Consider the following 21,981-nt stretch of genomic DNA (forward strand, 5'->3'; position numbering starts at 1 on the left):
ATCTTGAATTCTTATAATAATGTAGAAGAAATTACCAGAATGGTATTACAGGCAATAGAAAGCACTAATTCGAATAAACCTGTCGTAAAAGTACCGGTAGGAATCTCTGCAAGACACATCCATTTGACCCAGGAAGATGTAGAAAAGTTATTTGGTAAGGGATATCAGCTTACAAAGAAAAAAGAATTAATGGGTGGACAGTTTGCATCCAACGAGCAGTGTACAATTGTTGGATTAAAATTAAGAGCAATTGAAAATGTTCGTATCTTAGGACCTGTAAGAAGTAAATCCCAGGTAGAAATTTCTGCAACAGATGCTCGTACATTAGGAATTAAAGCCCCGGTCAGACAGTCTGGCGATACAGCCGGATCTGCACCGATCGCTTTAGTAGGTCCAAAAGGAGTTATCTACCTTGATGAAGGCTGTATTGTAGCAGCAAGACACATTCATATGTGTCCGGCAGACGCTGCAGCTGCAGGATTAAAAGATAATGATTTTGTATCTGTACGTGTGGGCAATGAGAGAGGTGTAGTATTAGATCAGGTAAAGATCCGTGTAGACGAGTCTTTTACAACAGAGATGCATATCGATACGGATGAGGCGAATGCTTCTCAGGTAAAACAGGACGATTTAGCGACAATCATATTTTAAGAGAGTTCGGACTGTGGTTTTTTAGGCAGAGACCGGCTTTCAATTCATAAATTCGATGGAGAGTTATTATGATAATTGGAAAAGTTGTGGGAAGCTTGTTTTCTACGAGAAAAAGTGAAAAATTAGTTGGCAACAAGTTTATGATTGTTGAACCGGTTGAAAGCATGAGAAACACCGGCAGTCGCCTGGTTGCAATAGATATCATTGGCGCCGGAATAGGAGAATACGTATTGGTCGCACAGGGCAGTGCAGCCAGAATCGGCTGTGATATGGCAGATGCACCAATAGATGCAGCTATTGTTGGAATCATTGATGAAGGACAGGATTGGAGTAAATAAATATGCTGATCGATGAACTGAAAAATATTGCAAGAAATAATGGCATAGTGGGAGCCGGCGGTGCCGGTTTCCCAGCTTATGCGAAGATGACAGAAAAGGCAGACACAGTCATTTTAAACTGTGTAGAATGTGAACCATTATTAAAGCTTCACAGACAGTTGCTGGCTACTCATACAGAAGAGATTATTCAGATGCTGGATGAAGTAAGAGAAAGCTTTGGAGCAAAAGAAGCAGTAATTGGAATTAAAAGTGAATATGTAACTACAATCAAAGCAATTGAGGAAGTAATCGGAGACTTCCCTAATGTCAGGATCTGTGCGCTTAAGGCGGCATATCCAATGGGAGATGAAGTAGTTTTAATTTATGAAGCCACCGGACGGGTGATCAAACCGGGCGGACTTCCAATAGATGAAAATGTTGTGGTATATAACGTGGAAACCATGTACAACCTGTACAGGGCAGTACATCTTAATATACCGGTAACAAATAAATTAGTATCCATTGTCGGTGAGATCGATCATCCACTGACAGTGCGTGTTCCATTAGGAACAACCGTAAAAGAAGCGATTTCTCTTGCTGGTAAAATAACAGTAGAGGATCCGGCCTATGTGATGGGTGGTCCAATGATGGGACGTCTTGGAACAGAGAATACAGTTATTACCAAGACAACAAATGCGATCATTATATTACCGAAAGACCATCATGTTGTTGTGAGAATGGAAAAGAATCTTGACATTGAGAAGAGAAGAGCATCTTCTTCCTGCTGTCAGTGCAGAACCTGTACCGATATGTGTTCAAGACATGCGTTAGGACATCCGATCGAGCCTCATAAGGTCATGAGAGCGGTGGCAAATCATGATCTGAGTGATCTGAGTGTGTTTATCAATGCAGCATATTGCAGCGGCTGCGGAATCTGTGAAAAATATGCCTGTCCGCAGGGATTGTCACCAAAATCCATTATACAGCAATTCAAAGGCGGTCTAAGAGGTGCAGGTATTAAGGTAGAAAAAGTTGAACCGGCACCGGTATTAGAAGACAGAGAGTTAAGAAAGTTACCAGTTCACAGACTGGCAGCAAGATTAGATTTGGCAAGATATGATAAGCCGGCACCGTTTGAAGATACAACACCGGTTACCAAACTGGTTAAGATCCCGATGAGCCAGCATATCGGAGCACCTGCAACACCGGTCGTAAGTGTCGGAGACCAGGTGGCAAAAGGACAGTTGATCGGAGAACCGAAAGACGGATTAAGTGTTGCAATCCATTGCTCTATCGATGGAGTAGTTCAGAAAGTGACCGACAGAGAAGTAGTAGTAAAAGGAAAGTAAGATCCATAAAAAGAGAGGAAAAGAATTATGGCCAGAGCAATTGGTATGGTAGAATGCACAACAGTATCTACTGGTTTTAAAGCAGCTGATGAAATGGCAAAAGCTGCGGATGTAGAAATTTTACAGGCTGAAGTGACCTGTCCGGGTAAATTTGTGATCCTAGTTGCAGGTGAATTAAGTGCAGTCCGTGCATCTGTGGACGTAGCAGCAGGTAAATATTCTGATAAAGTTATGGATACCTTTGTATTAGGAAATCCACATGAATCTATTTTCCCTGCTATTTACGGTACAGCACAGCCGGAGAAAATAGAAGCTTTGGGTATTTTAGAGACATATGATGTGGCAGCACTTATCGTGGCAGCAGATCTGGCAGCTAAGACAGCAATTGTCGATCTGATCGAGTTACGATTGGCAAAAGGAATGTGCGGAAAGAGTTATATGACTCTTACAGGAAGCGTATCTGCTGTACAGGCAGCGATCGATCACGCAAAAGCAGAAGCAGGTGACAGAGGAATGTTCCTTGACAGTTCTGTTATTCCGCGTCCTTCTGACAAACTTATGAAATACATCATGTAATTCAGAAAAAAGAGGTTTATTTATGCTTGCAGTGGAAAGACGAAAACAGATTCTGGAACAGGTCCACAAGGATAAAAAGGTAATTGTAAGTGAATTGAGCAGGCAGTTCCGGGTTTCAGAAGAGACCATCCGGAGAGATTTAGAGAAGCTGGCAGAAGACGGACATGTAATAAAGAGTTATGGTGGTGCTGTCATTAATGAAATCGGCAGTATAGATCTTCCGTTTAATGTCAGATGGAAATCCAATTCAATCGGAAAACAAAAGATTGCTGATCTGATCAGTCAGGAGATACAGGATGGGGAGCATATTTTTCTGGATGCATCGACTACAGCAGTTTTTATTGCAAAGAATATTAAGAACAAAAAGAAGCTTACAGTCATTACCAATTCTATTGAGAATTTACTGGAATTATCGGATATTTCAGAATGGGATATTATCTCGACCGGAGGTATGTTAAAAGGAGACTCTATGTCATTTCTGGGAGTAAAGGCGGCCGACAGCATTGAGCAGTATAATGCAGATAAAGTGTTTTTCTCCTGCAAAGGGCTGGATATCCAAAAAGGGGTTACAGAAGGCAATGATGAAACAGGGTGTATTAAACAGAGCATGATCAAGTCTGCTAAGAAAGTATACCTGACAGTAGATTCGTCAAAATTCGATACAGTAGGTTTTTACAATATTTGCCCACTTTCCGGACTGGATGTAGTCGTAACCGATAAGAAGCCGGATGAAAGATGGATGCAGGCATTTGAAGAGAATGGAATCCAGTGCATCTATCCGAAAGAAACAGGCGAGGCGAATTAGAAATCAATACAAAGAGTGAGAAGGCAATTGATATAGCAGGAACAAAAGGAAAGGAATGTCAGCGGGATGGGAAATTATGATAGTACTCCAATTGCGAAGTCGGATCGTATAAAAAGACTTGTAGATCATCTGTATGCAAAGATGCCTGAGATTGAGGCGGCAAGAGCGGAACTGATCACAGAATCATTTAAGGCTACGGAAGGTCAGCCGGTAGTGATGCGCAAAGCACGTGCTTTTGAACATATTTTAAAGAATCTTCCGATCATTATCAGACCAGAAGAATTAATTGTCGGAAGTACAACGATCGCACCGAGAGGATGCCAGACATATCCGGAATTTTCATATGAATGGTTAGAGGCAGAATTCGAAACAGTCGAAACAAGAAGTGCTGATCCATTCTATATTTCAGAGGAAACAAAAAAGAGATTATTAGCTGCAGATGCTTACTGGAAAGGAAAAACAACCAGTGAGCTGGCAACTTCCTATATGGCTCCGGAGACACTCCGTGCCATGAAACATAATTTCTTTACACCGGGCAACTATTTTTATAATGGTGTAGGACATGTAACAGTTCAGTATGAAACCGTATTGGCGATCGGTCTGAATGGTGTAAAAGAAAAAGTCAGAAAAGAGATGGAGAACTGCCATTTTGGAGATGCGGATTATTCTACCAAGATGTGTTTCTTAGAATCCATCCTGATTTCCTGTGATGCAGTCATCACTTATGCAAATCGTTATGCGAAAATGGCAGAAGAGATGGCAGAGAAAGAAACAGATGCAGCAAGAAGACAGGAGCTTCTGACAATTGCAAGAGTATGTAAAAATGTACCGGAATTCCCTGCTGAAAGCTTCCAGGAGGCGTGCCAGTCCTTCTGGTTCATCCAGCAGGTATTACAGATTGAATCCAGTGGACATTCTATTTCACCGGGACGTTTTGACCAGTATATGTATCCTTATTACGAGAAGGATTTAAAAGAAGGCAGTCTCACCCGTGAGTACGCACAGGAACTGATCGACTGTATCTGGGTAAAATTAAATGATCTGAATAAATGTCGTGATGCCGCAAGTGCAGAAGGTTTTGCAGGATATTCCTTATTCCAGAACCTGATCGTTGGTGGACAGACAGTTCAGGGAAGAGACGCTACCAATGATCTTTCGTTTATGTGCATCACTGCCAGTGAGCATGTATTTTTACCAATGCCATCCTTATCGATCCGTGTGTGGCATGGATCATCCAAGGCATTATTAATGCGTGCGGCAGAGCTGACAAGAACCGGTATCGGTTTACCGGCTTATTATAATGACGAAGTTATCATTCCTGCATTGGTTCATCGTGGAGCAACCATGGACGAGGCAAGGAATTACAACATCATCGGATGTGTAGAACCGCAGGTTCCGGGTAAAACAGACGGATGGCACGATGCAGCGTTCTTCAATATGTGCCGCCCATTGGAGATGGTATTTTCCAATGGTTATGACAATGGAGAGATCGCAAGTATCCAGACCGGTAATGTGGAGAGCTTCCAGTCATTTGATGAATTTATGGAAGCATACAGAAAACAGATGTTATATAACATCGAATTGATGGTAAATGCAGATAATGCAATTGATTATGCTCATGCAAAGCTTGCACCATTACCATTTGAGTCATGTCTGGTAGATGACTGCATCAAGCGGGGAATGAGTGCACAGGAAGGCGGAGCAATTTATAACTTTACCGGTCCGCAGGGCTTTGGTATCGCAAATGTCGCAGACTCTTTATATACGATCAAGAAGCTGGTATTTGAAGAAAAACGCATTACCATGGGCGAGTTAAAGAAAGCTCTTGAGATGAATTACGGTAAAGGGCTGGATGCCACAACTGCCGGAGATATTGCAATGCAGGTTGCAAAAGGATTAAAAGATGCAGGTCAGGAAGTGGGACCTGATGTGATAGCGAATACGATCAGACAGGTATTAGAGATGGAATTACCGGAAGATGTCAGGAAGCGTTATGAAGAGATCCATGAAATGATCCTTGAACTTCCGAAATACGGAAATGATATTGATGAAGTAGATGAGCTTGCCCGCGAGGCAGCATATTTCTACACAAGACCATTAGAGACATTCAAAAATCCAAGAGGTGGAATGTATCAGGCAGGTCTCTATCCGGTATCAGCCAATGTTCCATTAGGAGCTCAGACCGGTGCTACTCCGGACGGAAGATTAGCACATACTCCGGTGGCAGATGGAGTCGGACCGACATCAGGATTCGATATCAGTGGACCGACAGCATCCTGTAACTCAGTTGCAAAATTAGATCATGCGATCGCAAGTAACGGAACACTCTTTAATATGAAAATGCATCCAACAGCTATGGCTGGAGAGAAGGGGCTGGAGAGCTTTATTTCTCTGATTCGTGGTTACTTTGATCAGCAGGGTATGCACATGCAGTTTAATGTCGTAGACCGTGCAACTCTTTTGGACGCACAGGCTCATCCAGAAAAATACAGTGGGCTGATCGTACGTGTAGCCGGATATTCTGCTTTGTTTACTACGTTATCGAAATCCTTACAGGATGATATCATTAAGAGAACAGAACAGGCTGATAATCGATAGGAAGGAAAAATGCGTTATGAAAGAATATTTGAATACATCCGGCAGGATTTTTGATATTCAAAGATATTCCATACATGATGGTCCGGGAGTCCGAACCATAGTCTTCTTAAAAGGATGTGCGTTACGATGCAGATGGTGCTGTAATCCGGAATCACAGTCTTTTGAAGTGGAAACAATGACGATCAACGGAAAACCAAAGGTTATGGGCAAAGATGTAACTGTAGCGGAGGTTATGAAGACAGTAGAAAGAGACATGCCTTATTATTTACAGTCCGGTGGAGGAATCACTCTTTCCGGTGGTGAATGTACGCTTCAACCGGAGTTCTCATTAGGGCTTTTAAGAGCAGCAAAAGATTTGGGAATATCAACAGCCATTGAAAGTATGGCTTATGCAAAATACGAAGTGATCGAAACACTGCTTCCGTATCTGGATACTTACTTAATGGATATTAAGCATATGAATCCGGAAAAGCATAAAGAATATACAGGTCATGATAATCTCAGAATGTTGGAGAATGCACTCAGGGTAGCCCACAGTGGGCAGACAGAACTGATCATCCGTGTTCCTGTTATTCCTGGATTTAATGCTACAGAGCAGGAATTGCTTGATATAGCGAAGTTTGCAGATACCTTACCGGGCGTCAGACAGATCCACATATTGCCTTATCATAACTTTGGTCAGGGAAAATACGAAGGATTGAACAGAGACTATCCAATGGGAGATACAGAGAAGCCTTCCAATGAGCAGATGAAGGCATTTCAGGAAATGATCCAAAAAAATACGTCATTACACTGCCAGATTGGTGGTTAACGGAACGAAATTCGGGTATACTATGTTGTGGTATACCCGGTTTTTTTATGTAATAGGAAACTTCGTTTCCATTACATAAAAAAATGCTCCGCGAGGATCGCACTGCGGCGGATAAGAAACATGTCGCATATGCGACCCGCCGCAGGCGGAGAATATCGCAGGCGAGATTCTTTTTTAACTGATAGAAAATTTTGTTGATTTTAAACAATTGAAAGAAGAGTATGAGGAGTTTCGCAATTACCCATTTAATTTGGAAAGAGGAATAGAAATGAAGAGAAAAAAACTAATTTTATGTTTTATTGGGGCAGTTTTATTAATGACCGGATGTGGTGGAGAAGCGTCATTGCCGGTATATAGTAATCTGTCAGAGGAACAGGTGCGGGAGCAATTTGAGACAGATCTTATTCAGGCAGGAGCAGCAGAAACAGATGCACAAAAAAGTATGGCGATCGTGAAAGAATACAATGATACCATACAAAACACCTCACTTGTCGAAGAAGGATATGCATCGTTTGATATGACAATGCCGGAATATGATATTGATGCAATACAGGATTTATGGATGAAAAAAAATCCGGATTTTATCGGATACAATTGCAGGATCACTGCATTCGGACTGATGAAAGATCTGATCACGGTACAGGATACAGGCGGACGTAATACAGAGTATCTGTTTTTGGATGAAGCTGCGCTTGATGCAGGAGAGCTTTTTACGGCAGAGGAAAGAGAAAAGTTTGAAACAGTTTTCTCTGAGATAAAAACTGACGCATCAACAGATACGAAGAAGCAGATCGGGGTGCAGAGAGAATATTGGAAAAAAGCTGGTGTGACATTTGACGGGGAGAGTAAGTTGTCCCTGATCACAGTATATCTTCATTCGCATCTCGACGAGAATGAGAACAGTCTGATTGCCGGACATGCAGGGGTGCTGCTGGATACAGGAAATGAAATTCTTTTCTTTGAAAAAATTTCATTTGAGCTGCCATATCAGCTCATCCGATTTGAAGACAGGGATCAGTTAAAAGAATATCTGATGAGGTGCTATGATGTAGATACTACCGGCGAATGTGCAAGCCCGTTCATTTTAGAAAATGACAGGGTATTGTAATAAAATTGGGTAGTCTGTTCCGCTGGGATATTACAAAAGAAACTTTAATGCTTTAAATGAAAAAAGTGCTTGCCAATCCGAAAAAAAACGTATATCATGTTTGATAAATACAAAAAGCAAAACAAGGAGAGGATTAGTATGGAAAAACGTATTTCAGGTCACACAGGTTTACTGGCATTGATCGGATCACCGGTCGGACATTCAGGTTCACCTGCAATGTATAACTACAGTTTTGAAAAACTTGGTCTTGATTATGCTTATGTGGCATTTGATATAAAAGAAGATAAGGTAAAAGATGCGATCGCAGCGATGAAAACATTCAATATGCGCGGGTGCAATGTGACGATGCCGGACAAGGTAGAGGCAGCAAAGTATATGGATGAACTTTCCCCGGCGGCGCAGATCATCGGTGCAGTCAATACGATTGTCAATGATAACGGAAAACTGACCGGACATATTACAGATGGCGAGGGATTTGTACATAATTTAAGAGATCATGGAATCGAGATCAAAGGTAAGAAAATTACGGTAGCCGGAGGCGGTGGAGCAGCGACTGCAATTCAGGTACAGTGTGCATTAGACGGAGCACGTGAGATTTCGATTTTCAATATCAAAGATGCATTTTTCGAGCGCACTTTACAGACCGCAGAAAAGATTCGGAAAGCAGTACCGGAGTGTGTGGTCAATGTATATGATATTGCGGATACAGCAAAAATGACGGAAGAGATTCAGTCCAGTGATATTTTTGCAAATGCTACAATTGTAGGAATGAAACCGATGGATGACCAGAGTGTTGTGAAAGATCTGTCTGCATTCCGTCCGGGACTTGTAGTTGCAGATGCAGTTTACAATCCGGAGGAGACAAAGCTTTTGCGGGAAGCAAAAGAAGCAGGATGCACCTGCATCGGTGGAAAAGGCATGTTATTATGGCAGGGTGTTGCAGCATTTAAACTGTACACAGGTCAGGATATGCCGGTGGAAGATGTGAAGAAATTGTTCTTCAGTTAATATAGAAATGGATTTATTGAAAAATGAGCCGGCAAAAGTGAAATACTTTTGCCGGTTCATTTTTTCGATTCAGGCAACATAATCAATATTATTTCCGGTGAAACGCAGAGCGTCCTGAGATTTCCGCTCCTGCTGATAGGGATTGGATTCATTCGGATATTTGATCATTGTGTTTGTCGTGCCGCCAGATACATAGGTGCGTCCACATTCCGGGCAGACCGAAGTATGAATGGACACGGAGGCGGAAATGACTTTTCCATTGTTCTGTGAAGCTTTGGTATATGCATTGGATACATGCTCCCCCTCATGGGCGCGCACTGCATTTCCGGCTGCACCCGGAGCAATGTGGGCGGCTGATTTGTAGGAAACATTTTCGTTGGATCCATCTGCATATTTCCGGTTTTTACAGGTCTGGCATTCTTCCGGGGAGCCTGGACGGTTTGTGGAATCCGTTTTATTTGGATCATCGGAATTTTTGATATTATAATGATTATAATAATCGGAATCTGCATAAGTGTTTATGCTTGCATACGTGGATATATTCATGAGGATGCCTCCTTTTTGCAAGTGATTGGTGTTTCGTAGTTTTTCTTTATCATAACACAGAATGGAGGAATTTTTAAGGTGAAAAATGTTTTAAGGATTGAAAAAAATGAAGAACTCAACTATGAGTTTGGTAAACAAAATCCAACCAGCACAAAACTGGTTGGATTTTTTGTATGTGCCCTGCGGCACTTCATCCTGCCTGCCGGGAAGGGGGATGGCAGGCAGTGTGTCTCCCGGGGAGACACATTATATTTATAAGGAGAAGTTTATAAAAAGATAATAGCTGTTTATCTTATAAATAATCGTGACGGGCAAGTACATTTAAGATATTTCTGCCTTCTTCTGTACCCTCGATGATTCTGCGGGCACGTTTGCTGTCTCCGATATTAACAATCTCTACATTTGTATCGCTGAAAGCTTCCTCAATTTCACTTAAAACAGGAGTGTTAGCTCTCATGCCAAGGCAGATAAAACCATAATCAAATGGAACTTCCTCAATCTCACCTTCTGGATTTTTCACGATGAAACGATCATTTTTTACTTCCTGTAAAGCAGTGTTTGTCATCTGTTTTACATGGTATTTTGCCATTTTGGCGTTTGTGTCACATTTTGTGACAGGATCAAGACCATTACCGATCATTGGAAGCATTTCAACCATAGAAACTTCTGCACCTCTCTCGGTGAAAAATTCCATAACGTCAAGACCTACAGCACCACCGCCGATGATGGAAACTTTTTTACCGGTCATGTCTTCTGGATACTCATTCAGCCGCTCAATCATCTTTAATACAGTTGCAACATTTGTACCATCTTTGTCAACAAGGTCATGCAGACCTGTGATCGGAGGAAGTGTTGGAACAGAACCGGTTGCATTTACAATGATATCCGGGTTTAAGCTCTTAACGAGTTCTGCGGTTGCACTTGTATTTTTGAAAATAAATAAGTTGTGAAGTTTGCCTGCACGATGGATCATGTAGTTCGGGAAGTCTGCAAGACGTTTTTTGTCCGGAATCTTGGAGATTACGGAAGCAAGTCCGCCGAGCTCTGCTTTTTTCTCAATCAGGAAAGTGGTGCATCCAACTTCTGCTGCGGTACAGGCTGCTTCAAGACCGGCAGTACCACCACCGATGACAACAACGTTGCAAGGTTTGTTCACTTTATGTTTCATGTAATCTTCACCAGTGTTAACGGCTGGGTTTACAGTACAACGGATTGGCTGGTTTAAACCGATTCTGTGTCCTGCACAGCCGATGTTACATGAGATACATTTACGGATATCGCACTCATTGCCGAATTCTACTTTGTTTACCCATTCAGGATCAGCAATCAGTCCACGTCCCATTCCGATAAAGTCTGCATCACCTCTTGCAAGGATATCCTCTGCCACTTTCGGATCACGGATATTACCAACGGTTATACAAGGTTTTCCATATTTTTCTTTTACAGCTTTTGCCATGAAAGAACGCCATCCGTCCGGTAAGTAGTTAGCGTCGATCTGGTACTGGATAGAACCATTTAAACCACAGGAAACGTCAAATACGTCAACTTCTTTTTCGAAGTACTGTAAGTACTCTAAAGTATCCTCTAAAGTGTTACCGCCTTCCATTAACTCATCGGCACTGATGCGGACGAAGATTGGGAAGAATGGTCCAACCTGTTTACGGACTTCTTCGATGACTAATTTTGCAAATCTTGCACGGTTTTCAGCGGAACCGCCAAATTCATCCGTTCTTTTATTTGTGATAGGCGAGAGAAACTGGCTGATCAGGTAAGAGTGTCCGGCGTGGATCTCCACTGCGTCAAAACCACAGATCTGCGCACGTTTTGCTGCTTCGCCATATTTTTTTACAATGTGGAGGATCTCTTCTTTTTCCAGAGGTCTAGGGATTTCTCCACCTGCCTTGGAAGGTACATCAGATGCGGAAACCGGCTGCATTCCAATACGGGAAGACATTGCGGAAGCACCTGCATGATTGATCTGGATCGCAATACAGGCTCCATGTTTGTGTACGCTCTCACACAATTTGAAAAGTCTTGGAATATAATTGTCAAGGTCGATGCGAAGCTGTGTCGTTCCGTTGGAACCCTGCGGAGAATCCACGCTTGCGTTCTCAACGATCAAAAGGCCTGTACCACCCTTGGCTCTCTGCTCATAGTAATTAATGTGAAGGAAACTCATTTCACCATTCTGCTCACCGTAGTTGGTTCCCATAGGTGTCATGACGATTCTGTTTTTTACGGTCATTCTGCGGATGGTCATTGGTTCAAAAATATGTGGATATTTGGTTTTCATCGTAAAATAATCTCCTTATTTGAAATATTATCTGAGGAATCAATAACGTGGGCAGACGTTAATTTTTTAACAAATGAGAGGTAAAGTGACCTTCTCGTTACATTCAACTTATATGGAAATGATAAAAATGTCCAATTGTTATTTTGTCCGGAAATGATAGAAAAAATCTATAGATTGATTTATAATTTGAGAGGTATATTTATTATGGAAAAATAAGAAGTGAAAATAAGAGGGGAACATTATGGCATTTTTTTCGGGAATCAGTATACAGAAAAGAGATTCTGCGAGCGAGGCAGACGGAGGAGAACTTTTCAAAGGAGCAGCGTTTATTGCAGCGGGGGTGCTGGCAGCTTCCTTTATGACAATGGAGATTTCATCTGTGTTGAAACTTGGACTTTTGGCAGTCGGGGTGGTGCTCTGTGCGGTCGGTGTGAAATGGATTGTGAAGTATTGGAAAGACAATAAAGCGTTTGAGGAGTTTGTTCCGGAGTGGGACAAGGGGCGCGGCATGTATGACCGTTTTGCAAAGGAACTGAATCTGTGGTATGAAAAAGGAATTACACCGCAGGACTGTGACGGCGATACGGCGTATTTTCTCAAATTGCAGAAGGAACGTCTGGACAAAAAGGGACTGAAACTGCATGAGAGTGTTGTACCGTCCAAAGGAACCAGCTACGGAACAGGCAAGGTATCGAGAAAATCTCTCTGGTACACAACGGATATGATGTATGAGAATGTATCCAGAAAACTTTCTTTTGAAAATGAGAATGGACCGGTTTATGAGCGGGATACGGAGATGGCGATGTACGAGATCGTGGCACATTCACCGAATGAGGCGCAGACCCAGTTCATCCGCGTGACCTGTCCAAACTGTGGGGCAGTGAATTCTGTCTCAAAATTAGGGGAGGGGTGTCCATACTGTGGCACTGTGTTTCAGATCAAAGATTTGTTCCCAAGAGTGATCAATCTTTTCTTTATAAGAAGTAATTCCAGCGCAAAAAATGGACAGATCTTCAGACAGTCGATGACATTTTCCATGTCCGGTGTATTTCTGGTGATGTTGATTGCAAATATTGTCAGAGGAGGACAACCATTGCCCCTCATATTGCTTGCCAGCTATTTTGCTGCGGTACTGGTTGGAGGTTTTCTTGGATTTATCGTTGCGGATATCCGTCTGGTGGCAACACTTTTTGATCACGACGGAATGAAGCATTTACCTATATTAAAATGGGGCAGTTCAAAACGGAAAATCAAAAACACAATGCTGCGCTATGACAAAAATTTTTCTTTTGACAAATTTGAAGGACAGCTTGTTTCACTTGTGCGTATGGCGGTATTAGCCGAAAAACCGGAGGAGCTTGCCTGTTACCGTGCAGATGCGCGCGAGCCACTTTTTTCTGACATTCTGGAAATGACTTATACGAATGGGATCTGTCTGAATGGAATCCGCATGGAGGGAAATATTATGCACATGTCGGTGCGGACCTGGTGGGTAAACCATTACGAGGAGCATGGAAAAGTGAAAAAGAGCGGTGATTGCATTGATGTTACATTTCGCAGAAATGTGGAAAAACAGGAAGCACCTGGATTTTCCATTACATCCGTTTCCTGTCCGGGTTGTGGCGGCAGCTTTGACGCGGTACGGCAGAAAAAATGTCCTTATTGTGGCAGTGAATATCATATGGAAGAGGAAAGCTGGGTCATCGAGCAGATGCATTTGATCCGGTAAAATAGAAAAGTGGTAATAATGGAGGCATACAATGAATTTAAATCAGCTTCAGTATTTTAAGATATTAGCACAGGAAGAACATTACACGAGAGCCGCACAGATGCTCTCTATCACGCAGCCGTCTTTAAGCCACGCGATCGCGCAGCTGGAAGAAGAACTTGGCACAAGGCTTTTTGAAAAAAGGGAAGAAATATTGTGCTCACACGTTATGGAAAGTTGTTTCTTCCTTATGTGGAGGAATCTTTAAAAGTGCTCGAGGAGGGGGTACAGAGAACCAGGGAACTGAACGGAAGCAAAGAGGGTATCATCCATCTTGCCTATATTTATACAATGGGAAGCAATTTCACACCAAAAATGGTGCGGAACTTTCTGGATACTTACCCGGATTACCATATCGACTTTCATTTTACGGTGGGAACGACCGGAGATATTTTAGCGGGATTAAAAGAAGATAAATATGACATCGTGTTTTCTTCCTATCAGGAGGGAGAACCGGATATCGAATTTCGGAAAATTGGAAATCAGAAGCTTGTTGTGGCAGTGCCGCAAGACCATCCGCTTGCTATCCATGGCAGCGTAGATCTCCGGGACACAATTGCGTACCCACAGATTTATTTTGAAAAAGGAAGCGGGTTGCGTCCGGTCATTGACCAGATGTTTGAGGAGATCAATCAGTTCCCGAAGGTTGCCTTTGAGATGGAGGAGGACTCCAGTATGGCAGGTCTGGTCGCACAGGGATTCGGGATCGCGGTCATGCCGGATATCCCAATATTAAAGTCACTGAACCTAAAGACACTCGAGATCAGCCATCCGGTGTACGAGCGGTCGGTGTATCTCGCTACCCTGAAAAAACATTACCTTTCCCCTGTGGCAAAGTCATTTATCCAATTCGTCTGTCAGCAGACCGAGGGCAGGTGAGAGATGTACAGGCGTAACCCGGGACGTTATGCAGAAAAGGAAACCCGGTTATTTGCACGGAAAGAAAAGAAGGTTGAGCGCAAGCCGGGGGGCGGCAGAGGGCATCTGGAATGAAACTTTTGTGAGGATTGCGTAAATTTATCTGCGTTCCCACTTTGACTGTAAGGTTATGTACATTCATCAATGGACAGTTCGCACAAGTTGTCCGTCCGGGACACATTCGCTTTAGCTGTTTCTAGCAGGAGTAAATACCCGATAATCAGCATCGTTTATTGCAGGCTCAAAAGTCAAAAAGGTGGTTGACTTTTGGCCTGCTTCTTTGCCGCTTATCGGGTATTAACTCCTGCACGACACAGCTAAGAAGTCGAAGTGTGTCCCGGACGAACAACTTGCGTGAACTGTCCATTTTTGAATGAACATAAGTGATCGAAAAGTCAAAGTGGGAATGCAGATAAATTAGCAATTCGAGCAAGTTTCATTCCAGATGCCCTCTGCCGAATCCCCGGATTGCGTAGAAACACGTACATCTTTCCGTGCAAATAACCGGGTTTCCGATATAGCCATTAATCCGGGTTACGCCTGTACATTTCTCACGAAGGCGATGAACCGCTGGACAGCCGGCAGCTGGTATTTGCCGCGCATATAGCCCATGTAGACGGTGTGGGAGAAGGATTCGCTGGAGATCAGGGGGCGGATACAGATCTCGTCGCGGTAGATGGTGTCAACATCAGCGACAAGTGCAATCCCAAACCCCTGTGCCACAAGGGAGGCAATTCCATTTTCGTCCGGGGATTCGCAGATGAAATTTGGTGCAATCCCGTGTTCTTTGAAGAAACTGCGTGTGTACTTGCCAAGACCGGAATGACGGTTGTATCCAAGCACCTGATAGTCGGCAAAATCAGCAGCCTGCAAAGCCTCTTTGCGGCTCAGCGGATGACCGGTCGGGAGGATGGCGACGATTTCCTGCTTTATAATAGGAACAAACTCGATATTTGGTTCGTTGGCAGAGTAGGAGCCAAAAATCAGATCATAGGCACCTTTTTTTAAGCCTTCAATATTCGCGGATGTGATATCCTGATTGAAATTGAAGGTGATATTCTTATTCTGCTCAAGTGAGAGAAAATTCCGGACAGTGCGTGGAATATACTCTCTTGCCAGAGGGGATACATAGGCAATGTCGATATGCCCACCGTCGGTGGCGAGATGGTGCATCTTGTTCTCCGCACGTTTCACATCATCTAAAATCTGCGTGGCATGTTCTAAAAAAATCTCACCTGCTTTTGTCAGAATCACGTTTCTGCCTCTTTTTTCAAAAAGAGTCACACCGAGTTCGTCTTCCAGTGAAGAGATGGAACGGCTTAAACTCGGCTCGGAAATATTCATTTTTTCTGCAGCCTGATTGAAGTGTTGTAACACGGCTGCCTGGTAAAAATACCCTAATTGATTAAGCGTCATGCATAAATCTCCTTAAATTAATAGAAAATATCTATGAGTCACAAAAAAGATGTGCTGAATTTGTGTATATTATACCTTAATTAATAGATTAAAGCTATTAATAAAGCACAAAATAAGCATTGGATGTATCAAAAAAAGCGTTGTATAATATCATTATCAGAGGTTGTTAAGTTTTTAACGAAGTGGGCAGACGAGTTAGAAACAAGAAAATAACAACAATATCAACTACGTACATCATCATTTTTTTGGGAAAAAGGAGTAAAAATTATGGCAGAGAGAATTACAGGACACACAGAACTTATCGGATTAATGGCTTACCCGATCAGACATTCCAGTTCACCGGCTATGCACAATGAAGCATTCGCTTACTTAGGACTTGACTACGCATACCTTGCATTCGAAGTTGACAACAGCACACTCGAAGATGCAGTAAAAGGTATTCGTGCTTTAAAGATGGTTGGATCTAACGTTTCCATGCCAAATAAGACAGTTGTAGGACAGTACTTAGATAAATTATCTCCGGCAGCAGAACTTTGCGGAGCAGTTAACACGATCGTAAATGAGAACGGTGTTTTGACAGGACATATCACGGACGGTATCGGATTCATGCAGGCATTAAAGGACAACGACATCGATGTGATCGGAAAGAAAATGACGATCGCAGGAGCCGGCGGCGCTGCGACAGCGATCGAGATCCAGGCTGCATTAGACGGTGTAAAAGAAATTTCTATTTTCAATATTCATGACAAATTCTGGGCAAACGCAGAAGAGACCGTAAAGAAGATCAACGAAAGAACCAATTGTAAAGCAACTCTGTATGATCTTGATGACAAAGAGAAATTAAGAGAAGAGATGGCTGATTCTTATATTTTTGTTAACGGAACCGGTGTTGGTATGAAACCATTAGAGGGAATGTCCGTTGTACCTGACAAATCTTTCTTCCGTCCGGAGCTTATCGTTGTAGATGTACCTTACTCTCCACTTGAGACAACAATGCGTAAGATGGCAAAAGAAGTTGGATGTAAGACAATGAACGGACTTGGAATGATGTTATTCCAGGGAGCAGCTGCATTCAAACTCTGGACAGGAAAAGATATGCCAATCGAGCATATGAAAGAAGTATTAAACATCAGATACGATGATTAATCACAGGATACCGAATAAACTATTTATTTTAAAATCACGAGGAGAAAAGAGATGAATAAAAAATATTTACCTAGCGCTCTGATCCTTTATTTAAACTATTTCATTCACGGTGTCGGATGTTCTATTTTAGGACAGGCAGTGATCAAGGAAGCTCTTGCAGCATCCTGGGGCGTAGAAGCAATGGCAATTACAGCAATTTCCGCAGCACTTGGACTTGGACGTCTAATCGCCCTTCCATTTGCAGGACCTCTTTCCGATAAGCTTGGACGTCGTATCTCCACAGCAATCGGTAGTGGATCTTATGCGATCTACCTGATTGGACTTGCACTTGCATTCAACGCAGGAACAAACGGTGGATACCAGATCGCATATGTATGTGCAATCGTTGGTGGTATTGCAAACTCCTTCCTTGACACAGGTATTTATCCGGCAGTTTCCGAGATTATTTACAAAGCACCGGGCGTTGCAACTATGGGAATCAAATTCTTCATCGCAATCGCACAGATGATCTTACCATTTGTACTTGGCGCGACAGTAGCAACAACAGCAGCAGGATTTACTTCTTATAATATGTTGTTCTATATTTGCGGAATTGTTTATATTGTACTTTTAGTATTAGTAATGATCTTCCCACTTCCAGATGCAGACCAGAAGGCAGCCGGAAAGAAAGAGGGACTGATCGACAGCCTGAAACATACACATTTCTCTATCGAGTCCGTGGCAATGATCCTGATTGGATTCACATGTACAGGTACATTCCAGTTATGGTTAAACTGTGCACAGAACTTTGCAAAAGAGAATGTCGGCTGGGCAAATCCATCTATCATGCAGACATACTACTCTGCAGGAACAATGCTTGCACTTATTGTAACAGCACTTTTGACAAGAAAAATTAAAGATGTCAGATTTATCGTGGTATATCCGGTCATCTGTCTTGTAACACTGATCGTTGTATTAACAGGCAAGAGTGAAGCACTTATGATCGCCGGAGCATTCATCATCGGCTGGGCAGGAGCAGGCGGACTGTTACAGATCGCAACATCTGTATGCAATATGTTATTCCCGAAAATCAAAGGAACTGTTACAGCACTTGTTATGATCGCATCCTCACTTTGCAACTACACAATCCTTACAGCAGCATCTAAAATGCAGCCAGCACAGGTTATGGTTATGAACATTGTCCTTACTGCAATCGGTGTACTTCTTGGATTGTTCGTAAATATCCGCTATGCAAAAATGGTAGAGCAGGCAGAAGCTGAGAACTAAGAGCCAGAGTCCGCAGGCTGCGGACTCTAAGGATTTAAGAAGAAAGGTGACGAAAATGAATACAGTTAAAGTAAGAGATATCGAGATCGGTGCAGGCGCACCTAAGATCATCGTACCTATCGTAGGTGTTACAAAAAAAGATATTATCGACGAAGCAAAAACATTTGATTCCATTCCGGTTGATGTTGTTGAATGGCGCGTGGACTGGTTTGAGCATGTTTTTGAGTTCGACAAAGTAGAAGAGGTTTTAAAAGAGCTTCGTGAGGCACTTGGAAATATTCCAATCCTTATGACTTTCCGTACTTCCAAAGAGGGCGGCGAGAAAGCAATTGAGCCGGAAGCATATGCAGAGCTTAATATCAAAGCAGCACAGACCGGATATGTTGATTTTGTTGATGTGGAAATTTTCACAGGTGACGAGATTGTGAAAAAAATCATCGACGGCGTTCATGCAGCAGGTGTAAAGGTAGTTGCATCTAACCATGATTTCCACAAAACTCCGGCAAAGTCTGACATCATTTATCGTCTTCGCAAAATGCAGGATATGGGCGCAGACATTCCAAAAATCGCTGTTATGCCACAGAACAAGAGAGATGTCTTAACTCTTCTTGCAGCGACAGAGGAAATGGTGACAGACTACGCAGACAGACCGGTCATCACAATGTCTATGGCAGGAACAGGCGTTATCAGCCGTCTCTGCGGAGAAGTATTTGGATCTTCCATGACATTCGGAGCAGCAAAGAAAGCATCTGCACCGGGACAGATGGGAGTAGAGGATCTGTCTACAGTACTTGGATTACTTCATAAGAGCATGTAATTGATTATACATTATGTAAAAGCCTGTTGCATGTAAAAAGTGCAATGGGCTTTTTTAATGAATAAAGCACTTTATGACGTTAAGTGGATAAAGAATAAACGAAGGAGAATAAATATGGCAGTAATTAGCAACAGAGAAGCATATCTTGCATCAGAGCCTGAGATGGACATAACACAGTTTCACAAAACAGCTCTTGATCTTAAATATGCAGACGAATCAGAAAATCAGATACTGGACATCTTCTATCCGGAAGACGGAGAAGGTCCATATCCACTGGTAATCGTATTCCATGGTGGTGCTTTTGCGGCGGGGCACAAGAGAACACATTATATCAAATCAATGTGTCTGCCTATAACACAGGGATACGCAGTTGCAACAGTAGAGTACAGACTCTACCACGAAGAAAAATGGCCGGCACAGCTTATCGATGGAAAAGCTGCAATTCGCTATTTACGTGCAAATGCAAAAGAGTTAAATCTCGATCCTGACAGATTCGCAGTATGGGGCAACTCGGCAGGAGGAACTGTTACACAGCTTCTTGCAGTAACAGGCGATGAAGAGGATATGGATGATTTAAGCGTTGGAGTAAAAGCTTCATCAAAAGTAAACTGTGCAATCGCATGGTACACAATAAGTGAGCTTTGCTCTGCAGAGCAGTTTGGAACTGATATTGCAGATATCAGAAACAAAACAGGTGCAGGAAAAGGCATGATGCCAAATGATGGAAAGGGCAACGACTCAATGTTTACAGCTCTTTTAGGATACAATCCGCTTTTATATCCTGAACGCACTGCAAAAGTAAGCCCTATAAGTCATGTCAAAGAGGACTGTCCACCAATGCTGCTTCAGCACGGTACAAATGATCTTGTTATAGATTATCACCAGTCTTCTTATATGTATGAAAAAGTTAAAGCAGTATGTGGAGAGGATCGCGTAGAGCTTGAGCTTTTTGATAATGAACCACATGGTTCTCAGGTAATAAAGGCAGATGCCAATATAGAAAAATGTATAGATTTCTTAGACAAGCAGTTTTTCGATGGAAAAAATCCATATCGTAAGCCACTTGGAAAAATCAAAATCGTTGGAGAGGAATAGAAAAAATGTCAACAGCAATATCTGTAATAGGATTACTTGCAGCAGCGGTAATCTTTGTAATCGCAATATGGAAAGGGCTTGATGTATTTACATCTACAATCCTTGTATCATTTATCATTATTTTAACAAGCTGGATGAACTGGTGGGATTCACTCACATTATACGCAACAGGCTATGTCGGATTCATTCAGAACAATGTATTTGTACTTGTGATCGGTGCCGTATTTGGTGAACTTATGGCTGCATCAGGATGTGCTGAGTCAATTGCAAATGTTATCACTGAGAAAATGGGTGCTAAAAGAGTTATTCTTTCAATCGCGCTTATTACAACTGTTTTCGTATACGTAGGTGTATCTGGATTCGTAGTACTTTTCGTACTTGCTCCTATCGCTACAATCATGATGAAACAAGCAGGATATCCATACAGAATGATTCCTGGAATCATCTTTATCGGAGCTACATGTTCTGCAATGATTCCATTCGCAATCAACATCACAAACATTATGCCTGCACAGTATCTCGGTACATCAATGGGATCTGCTCCAATCCTTGGATGGGTAGCATTCCTTGTATCCTTTGGTGTTGGATATTTTTATATGGTACACGCAGCTAAAAAAGCGGCTATCAAAGAGGGAACAGCTATGGATGAGTCACAGCCGGTAAAGATCACTCCTACAAGAGATGACCTTCCTAATTTTTTTGTAGCACTTATCCCGTTTATCCTTGTAGTAGCACTTGTACTTTTACTTTCTAACCTTACAGATATGAACACAAACGCTGTAGTAGTACTCAGCATGTTTGTTGGATCTGTAGCAATCGTACTTCTTTGCCACAAACAGGTTGAATCAGTTACAAAAATCCTTGAAAAAGGTGTAAATAACGGTGTTGGTGCAACAGTTATGGCGGCAGCAATCCTTGGATTCTCAGGCGTACTTCAGGCATGCCCAGGATTCAATTCAATCATCGATTTTGTAATGGGAATCAAGATGAATCCATATATTACAGAGTTTATCGGATTAAACGTACTTGCAGGTATCCTCGGAAGTGGAACATCAGCTATTGCAATGTTCTTCGAGCATCTTTCAGATGGACTTCTTGCAAAAGGAGCAAATGCCGGAGCACTTCACAGACTTGCACCTGCATGTGCAACAGGTATGAATACTCTTCCAAATGCCGGAGGAATGGTTGCACAGCTTCGCTGGATGAAGCTTTCACTTGCAGAGAGTTACTGGTATGTATTCGTTACATCTGTTCTTGCTCCTATGGTAGGTTCAATCGCAGCAGTAATTGTAGCAATGATTCTCTACTAATCTTAAATGATTTATTATTTGCCCGCCAAAGCTGTTATTACAAGGCTTGGCGGTTTTTTTATACAACAGATATTTTCTTGTATATTTTGCTATAAAATGAAAATTGTGATGTTATCGTATATAAAGTAGAAAAATCGTTATTAATTTGCTAAAATAAAAACGTGATTTTCGAAGGAAGGGGAT

At 42.2% G+C, this 21,981-nt stretch carries 19 protein-coding genes and 1 pseudogene; 17 read left to right on the plus strand and 3 right to left on the minus strand.

Annotated features, from left to right (window positions below; all coding sequences use genetic code 11):
* Positions 1-39: 39 nt before the first annotated feature.
* From ROSEINA2194_RS07485 to aroE, 9 genes are all read left to right on the plus strand, one after another.
* Positions 40-651 carry a phosphate propanoyltransferase gene (locus ROSEINA2194_RS07485; protein WP_007885161.1) on the plus strand — a complete coding sequence of 204 codons (612 nt, stop codon included), beginning with the start codon at positions 40-42 and terminating at the stop codon, positions 649-651.
* 68 nt (positions 652-719) lie between these two features.
* Entirely contained in the window at positions 720-989 is a 270-nt protein-coding gene (locus ROSEINA2194_RS07490) for a EutN/CcmL family microcompartment protein (RefSeq protein ID WP_007885163.1), read from the plus strand.
* A 2-nt stretch (positions 990-991) separates the two neighbouring features.
* On the plus strand, positions 992-2,317 hold the full coding sequence (locus tag ROSEINA2194_RS07495; protein ID WP_007885168.1) for a 4Fe-4S dicluster domain-containing protein: 1,326 nt from the start codon (positions 992-994) through the stop codon (positions 2,315-2,317).
* Between the two features lie 27 nt (positions 2,318-2,344).
* Positions 2,345-2,893 carry a BMC domain-containing protein gene (locus ROSEINA2194_RS07500; RefSeq protein WP_007885169.1) on the plus strand — a complete coding sequence of 183 codons (549 nt, stop codon included), beginning with the start codon at positions 2,345-2,347 and terminating at the stop codon, positions 2,891-2,893.
* A 22-nt stretch (positions 2,894-2,915) separates the two neighbouring features.
* Complete coding sequence (locus ROSEINA2194_RS07505; protein WP_007885170.1) at positions 2,916-3,698, plus strand: DeoR/GlpR family DNA-binding transcription regulator; 783 nt, start codon at positions 2,916-2,918, stop codon at positions 3,696-3,698.
* Between the two features lie 66 nt (positions 3,699-3,764).
* Complete coding sequence (locus ROSEINA2194_RS07510) at positions 3,765-6,296, plus strand: glycyl radical protein (protein WP_007885173.1); 2,532 nt, start codon at positions 3,765-3,767, stop codon at positions 6,294-6,296.
* Positions 6,297-6,312: 16 nt separating this feature from the next.
* Positions 6,313-7,107 carry a glycyl-radical enzyme activating protein gene (locus ROSEINA2194_RS07515; RefSeq protein WP_044927456.1) on the plus strand — a complete coding sequence of 265 codons (795 nt, stop codon included), beginning with the start codon at positions 6,313-6,315 and terminating at the stop codon, positions 7,105-7,107.
* A gap of 268 nt (positions 7,108-7,375) precedes the next feature.
* Positions 7,376-8,215: a DUF4300 family protein gene (locus tag ROSEINA2194_RS07520; RefSeq protein ID WP_044927458.1), complete on the plus strand. Its 840-nt coding sequence runs from the start codon at positions 7,376-7,378 to the stop codon at positions 8,213-8,215.
* Positions 8,216-8,353: 138 nt separating this feature from the next.
* Complete coding sequence (aroE, locus tag ROSEINA2194_RS07525) at positions 8,354-9,223, plus strand: shikimate dehydrogenase (RefSeq protein ID WP_021923896.1); 870 nt, start codon at positions 8,354-8,356, stop codon at positions 9,221-9,223.
* A 69-nt stretch (positions 9,224-9,292) separates the two neighbouring features.
* Here the strand turns inward: aroE and ROSEINA2194_RS07530 are convergent, their stop codons facing one another.
* Positions 9,293-9,769, minus strand: coding sequence for a hypothetical protein (locus ROSEINA2194_RS07530; protein ID WP_007885177.1), 477 nt, complete (start codon positions 9,767-9,769; stop codon positions 9,293-9,295).
* A 78-nt stretch (positions 9,770-9,847) separates the two neighbouring features.
* On the opposite strand from ROSEINA2194_RS07530, the gene ROSEINA2194_RS07535 reads away from it, so the two are divergent.
* A complete protein-coding gene (locus ROSEINA2194_RS07535; RefSeq protein WP_007885179.1) occupies positions 9,848-10,027 on the plus strand; it encodes a hypothetical protein in 180 nt (59 codons plus the stop codon).
* Between the two features lie 34 nt (positions 10,028-10,061).
* Here ROSEINA2194_RS07535 and ROSEINA2194_RS07540 read toward each other — a convergent pair whose 3' ends face one another.
* Positions 10,062-12,062, minus strand: a complete 2,001-nt coding sequence (locus tag ROSEINA2194_RS07540; RefSeq protein ID WP_007885180.1) for an oxidoreductase — start codon at positions 12,060-12,062, stop codon at positions 10,062-10,064.
* Between the two features lie 241 nt (positions 12,063-12,303).
* Here ROSEINA2194_RS07540 and ROSEINA2194_RS07545 point away from each other — a divergent pair, with 241 nt between their 5' ends.
* Together ROSEINA2194_RS07545 and ROSEINA2194_RS07555 are read left to right on the plus strand one after the other, a co-directional pair.
* Positions 12,304-13,791, plus strand: a complete 1,488-nt coding sequence (locus ROSEINA2194_RS07545) for a hypothetical protein (protein ID WP_007885183.1) — start codon at positions 12,304-12,306, stop codon at positions 13,789-13,791.
* Positions 13,792-13,822: 31 nt separating this feature from the next.
* Positions 13,823-14,709 (plus strand): annotated as a pseudogene (locus ROSEINA2194_RS07555) (LysR family transcriptional regulator).
* Between the two features lie 573 nt (positions 14,710-15,282).
* On the opposite strand, the gene ROSEINA2194_RS07560 reads toward ROSEINA2194_RS07555, so the two are convergent.
* The gene (locus tag ROSEINA2194_RS07560; protein ID WP_007885189.1) at positions 15,283-16,164 is read right to left on the minus strand and encodes a LysR family transcriptional regulator; all 882 of its coding nucleotides are present in this window, start codon (positions 16,162-16,164) and stop codon (positions 15,283-15,285) included.
* Between the two features lie 267 nt (positions 16,165-16,431).
* Between ROSEINA2194_RS07560 and ROSEINA2194_RS07565 the strand changes: the two genes are divergently transcribed.
* From ROSEINA2194_RS07565 to ROSEINA2194_RS07585, 5 genes are read left to right on the plus strand one after another with little or no spacing between them, the layout of a single operon-like run.
* Positions 16,432-17,310 (plus strand): shikimate dehydrogenase, encoded by an 879-nt coding sequence (locus ROSEINA2194_RS07565; RefSeq protein WP_007885191.1) that lies wholly within the window; start codon positions 16,432-16,434, stop codon positions 17,308-17,310.
* Between the two features lie 51 nt (positions 17,311-17,361).
* Positions 17,362-18,576, plus strand: a complete 1,215-nt coding sequence (locus tag ROSEINA2194_RS07570) for an MFS transporter (protein ID WP_007885193.1) — start codon at positions 17,362-17,364, stop codon at positions 18,574-18,576.
* Positions 18,577-18,631: 55 nt separating this feature from the next.
* Positions 18,632-19,393 (plus strand): type I 3-dehydroquinate dehydratase, encoded by a 762-nt coding sequence (gene aroD / locus ROSEINA2194_RS07575; protein ID WP_007885194.1) that lies wholly within the window; start codon positions 18,632-18,634, stop codon positions 19,391-19,393.
* Positions 19,394-19,450: 57 nt separating this feature from the next.
* The gene (locus ROSEINA2194_RS07580; protein WP_007885196.1) at positions 19,451-20,488 is read left to right on the plus strand and encodes an alpha/beta hydrolase; all 1,038 of its coding nucleotides are present in this window, start codon (positions 19,451-19,453) and stop codon (positions 20,486-20,488) included.
* Positions 20,489-20,493: 5 nt separating this feature from the next.
* Positions 20,494-21,798 carry a GntP family permease gene (locus ROSEINA2194_RS07585; protein ID WP_007885197.1) on the plus strand — a complete coding sequence of 435 codons (1,305 nt, stop codon included), beginning with the start codon at positions 20,494-20,496 and terminating at the stop codon, positions 21,796-21,798.
* Positions 21,799-21,981 lie beyond the last annotated feature (183 nt).

Source organism: Roseburia inulinivorans DSM 16841 (genome assembly GCF_000174195.1).
GTDB classification, from domain to species: domain Bacteria; phylum Bacillota; class Clostridia; order Lachnospirales; family Lachnospiraceae; genus Roseburia; species Roseburia inulinivorans.